The organism is Verrucomicrobium sp. BvORR034, from assembly GCF_000739635.1.
Classification (GTDB): domain Bacteria; phylum Verrucomicrobiota; class Verrucomicrobiia; order Verrucomicrobiales; family Verrucomicrobiaceae; genus Verrucomicrobium.
Genome location: NZ_BATQ01000009.1, coordinates 38552 through 55025 on the forward strand (window position 1 = coordinate 38552; position 16474 = coordinate 55025).

The following is a 16474-nucleotide window of genomic DNA, read 5'->3' on the forward strand; positions in this document are numbered from 1 at the left end:
AAGATTTCAGCCTCCACACCCCAACATGGCGGAAGAGAAGCGATCCTTTCTGGAGCCTGCCGTGCTGGCCAGGCTGATGGCGCTTCCCCTCCATGCCCGGCAGACCATGCTGGGCAGCGTCTCGGGGAAACACCGCAGCCCGGTCAAAGGCTCGTCCTTGGAGTTCGCCCAGTATCGCAAGTATGTGCCGGGCGATGACACGAGGCGACTGGACTGGCGCACTTGGGGCCGGAGTGATCGCTTTTACATCAAAGAGTTCGAGGCGGACACGAATCTTCGACTCTGCCTTCTGCTGGACACCAGTGGCTCCATGGGCTTCGGCCCGGCTGGGGCCACGCGGCTGGACTATGCCCGCAAGCTGGCCGGAACGCTGGCCTATCTCGCCGCTCAGCAGGGGGACGCGGCAGGCCTCTGGAGCATGGCTGAACCTGCGATTGAGATCCCCCCCAAACGAGGAGCCTCGCACCTCGGACTGGTGCTGGATCAGATGGGCACTATCCAGCCCCTCGGCGGCACCACCCTCCTGACAGCCCTGCACAATGCGGCCGAGAAGATCCGCCAGCGGGCGCTCATCGTCATCTTGTCGGATTTCTTCGTACCTCCGGTCGAGCTGAAGTCGGCCATCCAGCATCTCCGCTTCCGCCGGCACGATGTGGCCGCCTTTCATCTGCTGGACCAGCAGGAGCTGGACTTTGACTTCGACCGGCCTGCGAGGTTCGTGGACATGGAAGGCGGGGAGATGGTCCTGGCCGATCCCTCCCTCATCGCGCGGAACTATCGTGAAGCCGTGCGTCAGTACCTCATGGAGATGGACGAACTGGTGCGCACCACCGGCATGGACTACCATCGCGTGAAGCTGCACGACCGGTATGAGGACGTGCTCGCGCGGTTCCTCCTCGGACGCACCCCCAAACGCGGCTCCCGATGACTTTCCTCGAACCAGCGTTGCTGTTTGCCCTGCCGCTCGCCGCGCTGCCGGTGATCATTCACCTCATCCACCTTTATCGGCGGCGTCAGGTGAAGTGGGCGGCCATGATGTTCCTGCTCATGGCGCAGCGGATGAACAAGGGGTTGTCCCGCCTGCGGCAGGTGCTCATTCTCGCGTTCCGCGTGCTGGCGGTGGCCGCCATCATCTTTGTCATCACCCGCCCGCTGGCTGGCGGCTGGCTGGGCCTGACTGGGGGCGCGCCAGACACGGTCATGATCCTGCTGGACCGCTCCGCGAGCATGGAGCAGCAGAATACCACCACCGGGGTGAGCAAACGCCTGGCGGGGCTGCGCAACATCGCCCGCGCCATTCATGATGCGGTGGGCACCCGTTCCCGGCTCGTGCTGGTGGACAGTGCCGTGGGGGATCCTCAGTCGCTCGACAAGGCGGAGCGTCTGCTGGACATGCCGCACACGGGTCCCACGGACACGAAGGCAGACATTCCCGGCATGCTGCAAAAGGCCCTGGACTACATCACCACCAACAAGTCCGGACGGACGGACGTGTGGCTGCTGAGCGATCTGCAGCAGGGCGACTGGGACGCCGCAGGAGGTCGCTGGGAAACCCTGCGTAGCGCCTACGCTGCTCTCCAGGGGGTGCGGTTCCACTTGCTCGCTTATCCTCAGATAGCGGAGGACGATCTGGCGGTGCGGGTGGAGCGGGTGACCCGGCGCGAGACCTCTGCGAAGGCGGAACTACTCATGGATCTTCGCATCACGCGACAGGCCGGACAAGCGCTCGTACCGATCGAAGTACCGCTGCGGGTGGTCATCAATGGGGCCGCGACCACCGTGAAAGTCACGCTCAAGGAAAGTCAGTTGGTGCTTCAAGGGCAGACCTTCCCCATCGACAAGTCGCTCAAGCGGGGCTGGGGCCGGGTGGAATTGCCGGGGGATGCCTGCCTGCCCAACAACGCGTGGCACTTCGTCTTTGATGAGCCTCCTCCCATGCGCTCCGTGATCGTTTCCGATGATGAGCTGGAGACCTCCGGCCTTGCCGCCGCACTTGGGGCTCCGGCGGATCCCTCTCGCAAATACGCCGTGACTCGCTTGCGCAGTCAGCGGGCCGCAGAGATCCCCTGGGATGAGACGGCCTTGATCGTCTGGCAGGCCCCGCTGCCCAAGGCGGATGACGTCCTGGCCCGACAGCTGGAAAATCATGTGGCATCGGGCAGGTCGGTGCTGTTTCTCCCGCCCGAGTCACCGGATGACGTGCGTTTTCTGGGACTGGGCTGGGGACCCTGGCAGGGCGGAACCGGCACCCGGGCCCAGGCGGTGGAGTGGTGGCGCAATGATGCCGACATCCTGGCCAATCTGCGCGACGGCACCGCGCTGCCAGTGGGCAGTGTGGAGGTGACCCGTCACGTGCCGGTATTGGGGGAAGGCGTGCCCCTGGCCCGGCTGCCCAACCGCGAACCTCTCCTCGTCCGTGCAGGTGGCGAGCAGGGCGGGGGAGTTTATTTCCTAGGGACCCTGACCGGCCCTGGCGCGTCCAGCCTGGCGCGGGACGGCGTGGTCATGTTCGCCATGCTGCACCGGTCGCTCAACGAAGGGGCCCGCACCCTGGGCAAGGCCCGGCAGCGCTCTGCTGCGCTGGGCTCGCTCGGAGCGGATCCTTCGGCATGGAAATCGATCGAGGCGCGTGAGGACAACGTTCCTTCCATCAACCTTCCCCTCATGGCCGGAGTGCGTAGTTCTGGCGAGCTCCTCACCGCCCTGAACCGGCCCGCCACGGAGGACGAGTCTCTGCACCTCACCAGTGCGAATCTGGACGAGCTTTTTACGGGTCTCGACTACCGGGTGCTCACGGACAACCTGGACGATGGCCGCAGCCTCACCAGTGAGATCTGGCGTACGTTCCTCATGGTGATGGCGCTGGCCTTGTTGGGTGAGGCCCTCCTGTGCATGCCCGGGCGTCCGGAACCGGGCCGGGCTGCCGCGAACCCCTTCTTCGCCCGGGCAAATGCAGATCCCGCCCAGAACGGAACTCCTTCTTTCCGCGAACCCGCGCAACCCACGGCATGAAACCCGCCAGCCAGACTCTGGTCTTCAGCCCCAGCCCCCTTTCCGTCACGGTGGGGGTGGTCTTCGTGCTGCTCATCGCCGGGCTGGCCTGGATGGCGTGGCGGCGCAGCGGCTATCGGCGGGTCACCGGCCTGCTTGAGGCATTGCGCGTGTTCATCGCCGCAGCTATTGCAATTACCTTGAACCAACCCGAGTGGCGGGAGCTTTTCAAACCGGAGAGCAAGCCCACCCTGGTGGTGCTGCGGGATGTCTCGCGCTCGATGGAGACGCAGGACATGATCAACGCCGCCAGCCCGTCGTCCGAGCCCCTGGCGAGGAAGGCGCTGGCCGCCCCGCTGGCAGAGGCGGCCACCTGGGCCTCCCTGACCGAGCGCATGGAGGTGGTGCTGCAGGATTTCTCCTCCGCTCAACAGCCGCCGGAGGAGGGGACGGATCTTAACGGAGCACTGAATCAAGTGGCGGAGAAGCACCCGCGCCTCCAGGCCGTGGTGCTCGTCTCTGATGGCGACTGGAACAGCGGGGAAGCCCCGGCCCAGGCGGCCACACGGCTGCGCATGCGGGATGTGCCGGTCTTTGCCGTGCCGCTGGGTTCGGAAAGCCGCCTGCCGGATGTGGAGCTCGCCAGTTTCGAGGTGCCCACCTTTGCCATCGCGGGCAAGCCGTTGCGCGTGCCCTTCACCATCGAGAGTTCCCTGCCGCGGGATGAGGCCGCCGTGGTGGAGCTGCGGTCGTCCACTGGCGAGGTCATCACGAAGTCCGTCGTCATTCCCGCCATGAGCCGGCTGCAGGATGTGATGGTCTGGCGTCCGGAAAAACCCGGTGAACTGAAGCTGACCCTCGCCGTGCCCAAGACCGGCGGTGAACGGTTCCTGAACAACAACTCCATCGAGGCTCCGCTTTCCATCCGGAAGGAGCAGCTGCATGTGCTCATCATCGAGAGCTTCCCACGCTGGGAGTACCGCTACCTGCGCAACGCCCTGGAGCGTGATCCCGGGGTGGAGGTGAACTGCCTGTTGTTTCATCCAGCCCTGGGCAAGTCCGGCGCCGGGCGTGGTTACCTCAGCGCCATGCCCAAGGCCGACGCCCTTGCCAAGTATGATGTGGTCTTCCTGGGCGATGTGGGGATCGATAAAGGGCAACTCACTCTGGAGCAGTGTGATGCGTTGCAGAAGCTGGTGCGGGATCAGGCCGCCGGTCTGGTCTTCATGCCGGGGCTCAACGGCTACCAGAGCACCCTGCAAAACACGACCCTCGCCGATCTTCTACCGGTGGTGTGGGACACCGCCCAACCGCGTGGCTGGGGCACCTCGTCCCCGGGCAAGTTTTCCCTCACGGAGTCCGGCACCCGCAGTCTCCTGACGAAGCTGGAGGACACCGATGAGGCCAGCGCCCGTGTGTGGCAAAATCTGCCGGGCTTCCAGTGGTACGCCCCCGCGATCCGGGCCAAGGCGGGGAGCGAAGTGCTTGCCATGCATGGCACGGAGACGAATCGCTTCGGAAGAATCCCTCTGATCGTGACAAAGACCCACGGAGCTGGCAAGATCCTCTTCATGGGCACAGACGGAGCCTGGCGCTGGCGTAAAGGGGTGGAGGACAAGTACCACTACCGCTTCTGGGGTCAGGTGGTGCGGTGGATGGCGTACCAGCGCAACATGTCCCAGGGGGACAAGATGCGCCTGTTCTACTCCCCCGACCGGCCGCGCACCGGGGCGGTGCTCACGCTCAACGCCAACGTCACCAGCCAGACAGGGGAACCTCTGCGCGACGGCACCGTCATTGCCCAAATCACTGCCCCGTCTGGGAAGACCTCCAGCGTCAGGCTCGTCTCCGCCGGGGAGGAGGCCTGGGGACTCTTCAGCGGCGTCACCACACCGACGGAGCCCGGCGAGCACCGCGTGCGCCTCACCTCGGCCGATGCCGGGGCCGCGCTGGACACGCTCATTTCCGTGCAGGGCACCCCGCGGGAAAAGCTCGGCCAGCCCGCGAAACCCGATGTGCTGCGGGAGATCGCTCAGCTCACCCGGGGCAAGCTCATTTCCTCCACCGATCCTGCCGAGGTCGTGGCTGCCGTCGCGGCCATGCCCCGACCCGAGGAGCAGGAGCGCCGGGTGCAGATCTGGGCGCATCCCATCTGGTCTCTGCTCCTTGTGACCCTCATGGGCGTCTTCTGGGTCGGCCGCAAGGCCGCCGGTGCCTTCTAGCCTCTTCCACTGTTCCTCCTGCCAACTTTTCAACCAAACCAAGCCGAGTCATGAAGACCACCCTGCCACCCGTGCTTGAAAGCAAACTCGCGGACTTCCGACGCCGCGTCTGGACGGTGAAGCTCACCGAGGGGTTGCTGGCCGCGGCGTTCGGCCTGGTGCTATCGTACCTCCTGGTCTTTGTCCTGGACCGGTTCATGGAAACACCCTCCTGGCTGCGTCTTGCCCTCCTGCTGGGCGGGGCCGCGACGCTGGGCGTGGGACTGCCTTGGAAATGGCACCGCTGGGTGTGGCGTCAGCGCCGTCTGGAGGATGCCGCCCGTCTCCTGCGCCGCACCTTTCCCCGCCTGGGGGACCAGTTGCTGGGCATCGTGGAGCTGGCCCGGATGGAGCAGGGTGAGGCGGGCCGGAGCGAGCGGCTCGTGCAGGCGGCCATGGCCCAGGCGGCGGAAGCGGTGAAGGACAAGGACTTCACCCACGCCGTGCCGGATGCCCGGCATCGCCAGTGGGCCTACGCAGCCATCGCCGTGGGCGTACTCATGCTGGTCGCCTTTGTGGCGGTGAGTGACGCGGCGCGCAACGCTCTCTCACGCTGGGGTCTTCCGTGGCAGAATGTGGAGCGCTATACCTTTGCCAAGGTGGAGCAGCTTCCCTCGCGTCTCGTGGTGCCGCTGGCGGAGCCTTTTGAGCTGCCGGTGAAACTCTCGTCCGACACCCGCTGGTCACCTGGCGCGGCCTCGGCCCGCATTGGGAACCAGCCATGGGTGGAGACCTCGAATGCCTCGGGCGTGTATCCGCTGGCCTTCCCACCGCAGAAGGTGGACACCTCCCTGCGGCTTAGCCTGGGTGATGTGCGAAAGACCATCACCCTCGCGCCCCGTCCTCGTCCGGAACTGGAGGATGTCTCCGTGAAGCTGCGCCTGCCTTCGTATCTGGGATACAAGTCTGAGCAGGGGCAGCCGGTTCGAGGAGGCACCGTCAGCATTGTGAAGGGCGCCCAGGCCGCCTTTGAAGCCCGGGCCAGCCGGGATCTTGCCGCCGCTGAGCTGGATGGGACCAGCCAGACGGTGAGCGGGGCCGTTATCCGCACCAGCTATGCCCCGGTGAACGCCGATACGGAGCGCAAGTTCATGTGGCGGGATGTGGATGGCCTCACCCCGCGCGAGCCGTTGCTGCTGCGGGTGCAGGCTGTGGAAGATGAGGCCCCCAAGATCATGGCCCGCCGGGAAACCATGGAGCAGGTGGTGCTCGACACGGAAGTCGTCAGCTTCGACATCAATGTCACCGATGACTTCGGCGTGCAGCGTGCCGGGCTGGAGTGGCTCGGTGCCCCGCCCCTGGATGGCAACAAAGACCAGCCACGGCACAAGGGAGAGAAAGTGGCTGCCGCCGGAGCGCATGAAAAACGGGAGCTGGCAGCGCGCGCCACGTTCTGCGCTGTGCGTGATGGCGTTCCTCCTCAAACCATTGAGGTGCGGGCCTGGACGGATGACTACCTGCCGGGACGGGCCCGGGCGCGATCTGCCGCCTTCACCCTGCATGTGCTCAACAAGACCGACCATGCCCTTTGGCTCACCGAGCAGTTCGGGAAGTGGATCGAAGCCGCCCGTGAGAGCTATGAAATGGAGCAGCAGTTGCACCAGACCAACAAGGACCTGCGGGCGCTGACAGCTGCCGAGCTGGATCGTCCGGAAAACCGCCGCCGGGTCTCCCAGCAGGCGGCGGCGGAGAATGCCAACGCCGCCCGTCTCGACAGTCTGACCACCGCCGGGCGCAGTCTGGTGGAGCAGGCGACGAAGAACGATGAGTTCGATGCGAACCGTCTCGAGTCCTGGGCCACGCTGCTCAAATCCCTCAAGGACATCGCGGCCAACCGCATGCCCAGCGTGACCGACCTCCTCAAGCAGACCGCAGGAGCGGCCAGCAAGCCCTCCAGCGGCCAGCCTTCGCCCAGCAACCCGTCGCAACCCCAGACTGCCGAAGCCAAGCCGCCCACACCTGCGGGGGACTCCAAGACTGCGCCGAATGTGAGCCAGGGACCCAACCTGCCCACCACCCCTCAGCAGGGGGCTCCCATCGCTCCGGGGCCTGCCAAGCCTCCGGCTCCGAGCATTGCGGACCGGGAGGCGGGTTTCGGGAAACCACCTGAGGCCAAGCCCGCGGATCCCAACGCCCCGCCCAAACCCCCTGGTGCCGGTAAACTCGGCCTGCCCTCCACCACGCTGGGTGCCGCTCCCACGAAGCCAGGTGACGAGGCTCCCAAACCGCCGGAATCGCCTGCCCAGCAGAAGATGGACAACGCCATCGCGGAGCAGCGGGATTTGCTCAAGGAGTTCGCCAAAGTCTCCGATGAGCTGAGCGCCATCCTTGCCAGCCTGGAGGCCAGCACCTTTGTGAAGCGGTTCAAGGCCGCCTCCCGTCAGCAGATGCTCATCGCCAGCACGGTCAACGAGAAGACACTGGACTCGTTTGGCATTGAGCGCACGCCGCCCAAGGAGGCGGAACCGATCGCCCAGAATGCCAAGACCCAGAGCAACACGGTGCACACCATCCAGACCGACCTGGAGGCCTACTTCCAGCGGAAGCAGGACAGCCGGTTCAAGACGATCCTCGACCAGATGAAGAAACTGGAGGTGGTGCGCGCCCTGGCCCGGGGTGGTGAGAAAGTTTCCATGAACCTCACTGGCCAGACCATCTCAGGCTCCGAGTACTGGGCGGATGTTTTTGACCGCTGGGCGGAGGAGTTGGTGGCGGCGAGCAATTGCAAGTCCTGCTCCAGCTGCAGTGGGGACAGCCTGCCCCCGGAGATTGTGCTCAAGGTCATGCAGGCGCTGCGGGATGAGATGAAACTGCGGGATGAGACCCGCGAGCTGGACAACGCCCGCGCCGCGATCGATGAAGACAAATACGTGGCCGCCGCCCGGGCGCTGGCGCAAAAGCAGGCCTCCATCGGGAATCACACCCAGAGCGCCGTGACGGACATCAGGGCCTTGCCGGAAGGGGAGACCAAGTTTGGCAAGGAACTGCAGCTTCTTGGTGCGGTGGTGAACATCATGGATGAGGCTCATGGCCTGCTGGGAGGTGGCAATACCGGCGCGGATGCCATTGCAGCCGAAACAGAAGCCATTGAACTCCTCCTCCAGGCCAAGCGCATGAAGCCCAACGGTGGTGGCGGTGGCGGCTCGAACCCTGGTGGAGGCGGCACTGCAGCCAACGCCTCATCCGCTGCACTGGCGGAGCTGGGTGAAGGGGCGGATGCTGACAGCAACGTGGGAGCCCGTCCGGTGGGCCAGGCGACAGGCCGGGCCGGGAAAGAGTTCCCCGAGGAATTCAAGGCCGGGCTGGACGCTTACTTCAATCTCCTTGAGGGCTCGCAGGACAACAGCAAATGATCCCGTCTTCATTTCCACGAACCCTGGTCCTTGGTGCGGTGGCTGCCGGACTCTGGGCGCTGCCTGCATCAGGTGTTGCCCAGCAGCCTCCGGTTGCTCCTGCCGTCGTGCTGCCGTGGTGGGAGCGGGTCAAGCAACCGCTCGCTCCTGAGATCGAAACTGCGCTGGCCGAGCTGGCGGCCAAGGTCACGCCGTTGCGCAAAAAGGACCTGACCGACTTCATGCAGGCCGAGCAGGACTGGCTCGTCCAGACCTTCCAGATCAAAGAGGAGACCAGGGTAAAGGCTCTCAAAGCGGCCGCCGATCAGGCGGTGGAGGAGGCGATCAAGCCCTACCCGCAAAGGCTGACCGAGACCCATCGCAACCGGTTGCCTGCTGGCGAGGCGGCCGCAGCAGTCGCCGCGATCTCGCGCTGGGAGCCGGAAGTCCTGGCCTGGAGCCGCCTTGTTCTGGGATGCACCCTGCCGGATGAGCTTCCCGTGTGGAAGGATGCCGTGAAGGCGGCGCTGGATCCCACCCAGTTGGCGGCATGGGAAAAGCGCCGCATCGAGTCTCGCGAGGCCTGGGACAAGCAGGTCAAGGCCTGCATCACTCCCTGGCTGAATGCTGGCCGCATGCAGGCCATCGCCCAGGTGACCACTCGCATTGACTCCATGCTGCCCATCATGAAGCTGGATGCGGACAAGGCGACCCGCCTCCGGGAGGCTGCCAACAAGGCGGTGGACCAGCTCTCCGCGGAGGAGGAAAAGCGCGCCACCGAACCGATGTGGTTCATCACCCCGGCGCGACGTCAGCAGTTCGTGGAAACAAACCCCGTTTTCCGGGCCTATGCGCTGGACGTGGACCCCGGGTCCCGACCGGACTGGAAAGAACTGGTCGCCTCTGTGGCGAGCCCGGACGAACTGGCCCGCTGGGATCAGCATCTCGCGGAACGGAAGGAAAAGGCGGAGAAGGAGATTCCCGGAATCCTGAAGCTGTCCCTGGACCGCGTGCGGGCCAGTTGGGAGAAGAGTCTCGAACGCGACGCCGACCAGACGCTGCTGGCGCTCAGGCTGCCCAAGGAGCGGCTCAAGACCCTGGAAGGTGTGAAGCGCACGGTGCTGGAGCGGGCGGAAAAACGCTGGACCACCCAGGCGACAGAGCAACTTCAAAAGATGGAGCCACCGGCCCGTGATGAGATCATCAAGAAGGGGCGCGGGTATTACCTCTCCCTTCAGAATGACGACCAGCCGCAGAATGATACCGAGTGGAAGAAGGCACTCGAGGGATTGATCACACCGGAGGAGCGCAAGCAGGTGGAAATCGCCAATGGCGAGCGCAAGAGCCGGCGTGAGGATCAAGTGGGACGTCTGGTGCTGTCTGAGCTGGATCGCAGACTTGCTTTCACCTCGGCCCAGCGTGTGGTGCTTCTCCCGCTGGTGTCAAAGGCGGCTCTCGGAGACGGCCGGTTGTTTCCCACTGAGCCCACGGAGTACGGTTACGATTTCCAGAGTCAGAACTTTGCCGCCATCGCGGCCAAGGTGAAGGAGGCCGATCTGAAGTCCGTGCTGGACGAGTCCCAGCTCAAGGCGTGGAGAGAGCTGGAGAAAGCCCAGGCCTCCCAGCAGCAGGAGAACTCCCCCAAACCGGTGGCCAAGCCCGACTTCGGCACCCGCAAGCCGGAACCTGAAGATTTGGAGCAGATGGTTTCCTTATTCCTTTACGAGAAGTCCCTGGCCCGGCACACCAACCTCATGAACGCCATGGTCACTGCGGCGGAAGATGCGGCCCGGGTTACCGGTCTGGCTCCGGACCGCATGGCCAGGCTGCGCACGGCGGCCCGCGGTGCGGTGGAGGCGGCCATGGATGAATGGCGGCCGACGGTTGACTCCGTGGTGCGCGCCCGCCTTCAGGGGGCTACGGTTCAGGATGTGGGCCAGCGCATGACGAGCATCGACAGCTACTACTTCAACATGTACCGCTCCCGCAAGACGGAGGATTATCCCGTGTGGCAGAAGGCGCTCAAGGCGGAACTCAACCCTGACCAGTTCAAAAAGTGGGAGGGGGAGCAGAAGGCCCGCCAGGACTTCCAGGACGAGGCCGTGGCCGCCTTTGTGCTGGCGGAGTTTGACCGCAAGGTGCTGCTCAATGGAGCGCAGAGCGAGGCCTTGAAAACCAGGCTGGCAGCGGTGATCCGGGACTATCAGCCGGACCTTGCCACCTACTTCTCCGGGTCGGAAGGCGTCCCCTGGTACCTGCAGTACTACAGCATGCTCATCCCGATCGTGGGTGTGACGGAGAAGGATCTGAAGACCATCATCACCCCCGGCCAGTGGGACGCATGGAGCAAGAGCAACGAGTTCAACAACTGCATGTCCTACTGGAGCGGGATAGAGCAGAACCACAACAGCCGGGTGCGCAACAAGCAATGAAGGGTACGATGAAACAGCTCAAACTCCATGCCCTGCTGACGACGGCCGGCGTCGTCCTTTGCGGAACAGTCTCCTTGCAAGCCCAGGACCCGTCCCTCCGGTTTGGGGGCCAGATCCCCGCGGAGGTGGGCACTGTCTATGAACGCGGACTGGCCTGGCTGGCCACCGCACAATCGCCCGATGGCACCTGGAAAGGGGGCAACTCTGGCAGCGGGGTGGATGGCATCTGCCTGATGTCCTTTCTCGCCAGTGGAGAGGACCCCAACTATGGGCAGTATGCCCAGGTCATCCGCCGTGCCATCCGGGCGATGATCAAAAGCCAGGATGCCAGCACCGGCTACTTGCCCAACAGCATGTATCATCATGGGTTTGCCATGCTGGCCCTCGCGGAGGCGTATGGAGCTGTGGATGAGTCCCTGCTGTGGGAGGGGGAGAAACCCGTGCGGACGATCTGCCAGACTCTGGATCTGGCCATCCGCTGTGCCTCTACTTCGCAGTCCAAGAACCGCTGGGGGGCCTGGCGTTATTCTCCAGATGCCAGCGATGCCGACACCTCCGTCACCGGGGCCGTGCTCATGGGTCTGTTTGCCTGCAGAAATGCGGGTCTGGAAGTTTCTGACGAGACCATCAACGGAGCCATGGACTACATGCGGCGCAGCACGGGCCAGGACGGATCGGTTGCCTACTCCGGCGGGTTCGGCGGCATGGGAGGTTCGATGAATCTCTCGGCCATCGCCGCGCTGGTGGGCGCCATCTCCCATGCCAAGGAGTCAGAGCAGTACCAGGCGAGTCTCAAGCGCATCAAGGAGAACCTGGAGCATCGCGAGACCACCTACCCGGAATACTTCCGCTACTACATGGCCCAAGCCCTCTTCCAGGGGGACTACGAAGCCTGGCAGAAGTGGAACGCCGTGAAGGTGCGCGAGGTGCATGAATTGCAACGCGATGACGGCGCGATAGGGAGCTCCGCCTACAGCACCGGCATGTCCCTCCTGGGACTGGCCCTGAACTACCGCTTCCTGCCGATCTACGAGCGATGAGCCGCCTTCTCCCCAGCCTCCTTCTGATCGCCACGGGCGGCCTGCTCGCCGTTCCGGCGGCGTCCCTCCGTGCCCAGAGTGCCGATGCCGCCCCGCCTCCGGCGCGGTTGCGATGGCAGAACAGTGAAACCCTGCCCGGTGAGATGGTGGGGGCCACGGAGAAGACCGTGCGATGGAAGAGTCCGTTGTTTCAAGAACCGGTGGATGTTGCCTGGTGGTTTCTCCGGCGGATGGACCGCACGGTCTCTGCGGTGCCGGTCACGGACCCCTTTACCGTGTCCCTGCGGGATGGGAGCCAGCTCCATGGGAACCTCGTGGGCATCAGCAGTGATGCCATCACGTTGACGAGCAGCCGCCACGGTGAAGTGTCGCTGAAACGCAGCGAGGTGCTGAATCTGCGGCGGCTCAAGGGGAACGATCTGTTGTGGTCGGGCCCGGTGGGCGACTCGGGCTGGAAGCTGGAGAAGCAGCAGTCCGCCGCCGGCAACAGCGGAAACCAGCCCCCCGCCATTGTCCTGCAACTGCTTCCCGGTCCGGGCGGAGCCCTCTCGCTTCCTTACTGGAACCGCATGGTGTCCCTCACCCAGAAGCTGCCTGAGAAGGTGGAGGTGGCGTTCAAGGTCCGGTCCAGCCAGCGTCCGGAGTTTCAGCTCAAGTTCCGCAACTTCCGGATGGAGACCTGGGGCAGTGAACTGGTGGTCGCGAGCGGGGACCAGTACAAGTCCCTGCGCATGATCGCTGACAGCGAACGCGTGGTGGACCTCCGCATCCGGTGGGATGAAACAACCGGGAAAGGCCAGGCCTATGCCGGTAACGGGGAGCCCGTGGCCGATTGGACGTTTGAACCGGACAAAAGCAGCCGGGACGACAAAGTGTATCTCAAAGGGAGGGGGCGCGACCTCACTCTCGAGCAGCTCACGTTCCAGAACTGGAGGGATGCCGCACCTGCCCGGCATGATCCCTTGCAGGCGCATCTGGAACTCGCAGACGGCAGGGTGGTCGCCGGCGTGATTCGATCTTCGGCGGCAGGGAATCTTTACATCGAACCCGGTGAGGATGGCCCTCCGCTGGCAGTGGATCTGGCCAGCGTGAACGAGATCCTCCTTTCACCCGACCGCCCCGCCAGCCCTGCAACGGAAATGCTGCTGACCTACGCCGACGGCACCCAGTTGCGAGGAAGGATCGAGTCGGTCAAAGACGGATATGCCTGGTTGAAGACGAGCTTCAGCAGCGGGCCCCTTCCCACCCGCACGGATGCCTTGCGACAGGTGCTGCTGGATGTGAAGCGCCCTGAAGGCGTGTCTGCGGAACTCCCCTTCGCCCAGATGGACAAGCTGGTGGTCCAGGGCACCAGTCTCCATGGCCGGTTCATGCCGGCCGGAGACGCGGCGGTGCGCTGGCTGTTGATTGGGGCGGAGACACCCTGCACGCCAGTTTCAGGGGCTCCCGTTGAAATTACCCAGGTGGTGCCCGCAGCGCTGCCGGCGGCGATCAAAGAGCCACCTTCCCTCTTTTACACTCGGGCCGGGGATGTCATTCCGGGCCGGCTCATTTCCCTGGACGCCACCGGAGTGGAGCTGGAGTCTCCCATCACCACCGCCCGCCGCCTGGCCGGCACCAGCCTGGCTGCGGTGCAGTTCCAGGCCGCCGCCTCCACGGATGTGACGAGTTTCCTCGATCCGGGCTGGCAGATTCTCAAGGGATCGGACAAGACGGTGAAACGCACGGAGAAGAATCTTGATCTCCCGGTCGGGACCGCCATGGCGCACTGGGGCGCCTTGCAGAGCAGCGAGGTGAAATTCAACATCACCAGCAGCAACTACTCCACCTTCCGCCTGACGCTCTTCGCCACAGGTGGGGAGGACAAGAATTGCATGCGTTTCATTGTGGCCAATTTCGGCAGCCAGATCTACTCCGGCACCGAGGCGGAGGACGGACAGCTCGGCGACAGAAACCAGCTGCCCGGCACCGGGGGGAAGCCCGTACCCATGCGTCTGGTGATTCAGGACAAATTTGTGGAGATCTTCATCAACGGGAGCAAGCAGCACCGGTTTTCCCTGGATGCAGGAAGGCGTCCGGGCACGGGGTTGATCATCGAACCGTGCAGCGTGTGGGGCAACGAAGTCACTCCGGTGAAGCTGGCAGACTTCAGCAGCCGGGCGGCACCGGGTTCACCGGGGCTTCCGGCCGTGACGGCGGAGGCCCGCACCCAGGCATTGAGCGTGCCACGGTTCAGGAAAGAACACCCGCCCCGCCATGTGCTCATCGCTGCCAACGGAGATGTCCTGCGGGGAGAGATCGAGGCGGCGACCGCCACCCATCTCGGTTTCCGGTCGGGTCTCGAGACCCTGAAGGTGCCGCGTGACCGTGTAAAAGCGGCGGTCTGGCTGCAAGCTCCGGGAGGGACCGATGAAAGCTTCAAAGAGGACCGTAGTGCGGAGCTCCCCGCCCTGGACCGGATGACCTCGCGGCGGGTCAACTACTCAAGCGCCACGCTTTCAACCCTGATCAATGTCCTCAAGGCGGAAGTCACGGATGTGAAATTCAAGCTGCCGGAAAAGAAGGACGGCAGATCCTTCAAGTTCCAGTTCGGAGTCCAGACCGTTCGGGAGGCTCTGGACCAGATTTGTGCGCTGGTGGGCTATCGCTACCGGATCGAACCTGGAAACGTGGTGGTGATCGAGTCTCCGCCTCCTGTACAGCCTGACATGGTGCTTCGGGCTTACTGGCTGAGACCTCATGCCCTGGGGAAGGCGGAATCCACCCAGAAGCTGCTCACCGCCCTCAAGCTGGAGTTCCCCCCGGGATCATCTGTTTCATGGAACCCGGCCGCCGGTCTGCTCACGATGACCAACAACGCCGTCAATCATGACCGGCTCAAGGAACTGGCCCGGGAGAAATGGGGCGGAGTGCTCGGAACGCCCACCCACTGGCTCCTGTTGTCTGATGGCGGTCGTCTCGGGCTGGCAGTGGAAAAGTTTGAGCCGGAATTCATCGTGGGAACCCATCCCGTCTATGGGACCTGTCGCGTTCCCCGGGCGCAGGTGTATCTGTTGCGCACCCAGCCGCCGGACGAGAGCCCCGCCATGAAAACGCTGGGTGACTGGAAGCTTGTGTCGGCTCCAGAACCGGTCATTCCCGGAGCGGAGGGGTCTTCAGACCCCTCCATGGGTCAGGAGGCCAAGGCGTTCAAGCTGCCCATGTTGGGTGGGGGCGAAGAGTTCGAACTCTCCAAGCACAGGGGCAAGGTGGTGGTGCTGGACTTCTGGGCCACGTGGTGTGGCCCCTGCATCAAGTCGCTGCCGGGCCTTATGGAATCCCTGGGGTCATTGCCTGCGGAGAAGGTGCTGCTCCTTGGCGTGAATCAGGGCGAACCGGCCGAACAGGTGAAGCGGTTCATTGAAACAAGAAACTGGAACCTTAAGGTGGCCCTGGACTCCTCCCAGTCCGTCGGGCGGCTCTACGGGGTCAGCGGCATCCCCCACACCGTGGTCGTTGGACCGGACGGCAAAGTTGCCCTCGTGAAAACCGGCTTCAGCCCGGAGAATGAGAAGGAGATTGTGGAGGCGGTGAAGAAGCTGATGCAGTAGCCGGGCGTCGGTGAGTCGGTGAGTCGGTGAGTCGGTGAGTCGGTGAGTCGGTGAGTCGGTGAGTCGGTGAGTCGGTGAGTCGGTGAGTCGGTGAGTCGGTGAGTCGGTGAGTCGGTGAGTCGGTGAGTCGGTGAGTCGGTGAGTCGGTGAGTCATTTTGCGTGTTATCTCATGAACCAGGAGGGTTCGCCATGCGTAGCCATGGGTCGGCTGAGCGTAGCGAGGACTACCCATGGAAGGTGATGAGAAGGATTTCTACCGCGGAGCGGTAGGCCAATGGAGTCCAAATGACGGATGGTGTGGATTACGGTGTTGTCGTCTGGGGGGGCGCCATGCGATGGGCCTACCGCTCCGCGGTAGCAGGTGAAAGGTGCTATCCAGGGGTAGCCCTCGTTCCACTCGGTCGACCCCTGGCTATGCATGGTGAACCCTTCAGGTTCGATGCCGGGAGGACGATCACGACGATGGATGCTGTGATCGCAAAGTGCATCGATGCCTCATTTTGACGTCATCATGCGGCCAGGATAACTCGTGGTGTCGCTGATGAATGTACACAGAAGGAGCTCCATCGGAATGACGGGCACTCCGAGGATGAGGAACAGATTTTCATGAACCCGGAGGGTTCGAGGGCATTGCAGGGCAAGCGCTCCCCTTGCCTTGCGCTGGCCCTGACTGAGGCAACCGAGGCGGTCGCCCTACAACCCAGGGTGGTTGGCTGTGGGTTAATGGATACAACGGAAACCGTCCTTTTCCCGTGATCCCCCCCCCCCCCTGATGCCCTGTAGGGCAAGCGCTCCGCTTGCCGCGAACGTCCCCTGGTGAGGCAACC

General features: G+C 64.1%; 7 protein-coding genes. All 7 read left to right on the forward strand.

The features are described from left to right. The first annotated feature begins 25 nt into the window (after positions 1 to 25). Genes BV034_RS01720 through BV034_RS01750 form a run of 7 tightly spaced genes read left to right on the forward strand, consistent with a single transcriptional unit; the run spans position 26 to position 15646 of the window. On the forward strand, positions 26 to 928 hold the full coding sequence (locus BV034_RS01720) for a DUF58 domain-containing protein (RefSeq protein WP_050023500.1): 903 nt from the start codon (positions 26 to 28) through the stop codon (positions 926 to 928). Next, positions 925 to 3012, forward strand: a complete 2088-nt coding sequence (locus BV034_RS01725; protein WP_050023502.1) for a BatA domain-containing protein — start codon at positions 925 to 927, stop codon at positions 3010 to 3012. The genes BV034_RS01720 and BV034_RS01725 overlap by 4 nt, the downstream gene beginning before the upstream one ends. After that, positions 3009 to 5213 (forward strand): vWA domain-containing protein, encoded by a 2205-nt coding sequence (locus tag BV034_RS01730; RefSeq protein WP_050023504.1) that lies wholly within the window; start codon positions 3009 to 3011, stop codon positions 5211 to 5213. The genes BV034_RS01725 and BV034_RS01730 overlap by 4 nt, the downstream gene beginning before the upstream one ends. A gap of 50 nt (positions 5214 to 5263) precedes the next feature. Beyond that, positions 5264 to 8605 (forward strand): hypothetical protein, encoded by a 3342-nt coding sequence (locus BV034_RS01735; protein ID WP_050023506.1) that lies wholly within the window; start codon positions 5264 to 5266, stop codon positions 8603 to 8605. Then, positions 8602 to 11016, forward strand: coding sequence for a hypothetical protein (locus BV034_RS01740; RefSeq protein ID WP_050023508.1), 2415 nt, complete (start codon positions 8602 to 8604; stop codon positions 11014 to 11016). Before BV034_RS01735 ends, BV034_RS01740 begins: the two co-directional genes overlap by 4 nt. A gap of 8 nt (positions 11017 to 11024) precedes the next feature. After that, complete coding sequence (locus BV034_RS01745) at positions 11025 to 12056, forward strand: squalene--hopene cyclase (RefSeq protein ID WP_050023510.1); 1032 nt, start codon at positions 11025 to 11027, stop codon at positions 12054 to 12056. Further along, complete coding sequence (locus BV034_RS01750; protein WP_050023511.1) at positions 12053 to 15646, forward strand: TlpA disulfide reductase family protein; 3594 nt, start codon at positions 12053 to 12055, stop codon at positions 15644 to 15646. The genes BV034_RS01745 and BV034_RS01750 overlap by 4 nt, the downstream gene beginning before the upstream one ends. The last annotated feature ends 828 nt before the right edge of the window (positions 15647 to 16474 follow it).

Bases quoted from the DNA above. Each gene is read 5' to 3' on its own strand.
- BV034_RS01735 (WP_050023506.1), top strand. From the start codon at position 5,264: ATGAAGACCACCCTGCCACCCGTGCTTGAAAGCAAACTCGCGGACTTC.
- BV034_RS01730 (WP_050023504.1), top strand. From the start codon at position 3,009: ATGAAACCCGCCAGCCAGACTCTGGTCTTCAGCCCCAGCCCCCTTTCC.
- BV034_RS01725 (WP_050023502.1), top strand. From the start codon at position 925: ATGACTTTCCTCGAACCAGCGTTGCTGTTTGCCCTGCCGCTCGCCGCG.
- BV034_RS01750 (WP_050023511.1), top strand. From the start codon at position 12,053: ATGAGCCGCCTTCTCCCCAGCCTCCTTCTGATCGCCACGGGCGGCCTG.
- BV034_RS01745 (WP_050023510.1), top strand. From the start codon at position 11,025: ATGAAACAGCTCAAACTCCATGCCCTGCTGACGACGGCCGGCGTCGTC.
- BV034_RS01740 (WP_050023508.1), top strand. From the start codon at position 8,602: ATGATCCCGTCTTCATTTCCACGAACCCTGGTCCTTGGTGCGGTGGCT.
- BV034_RS01720 (WP_050023500.1), top strand. From the start codon at position 26: ATGGCGGAAGAGAAGCGATCCTTTCTGGAGCCTGCCGTGCTGGCCAGG.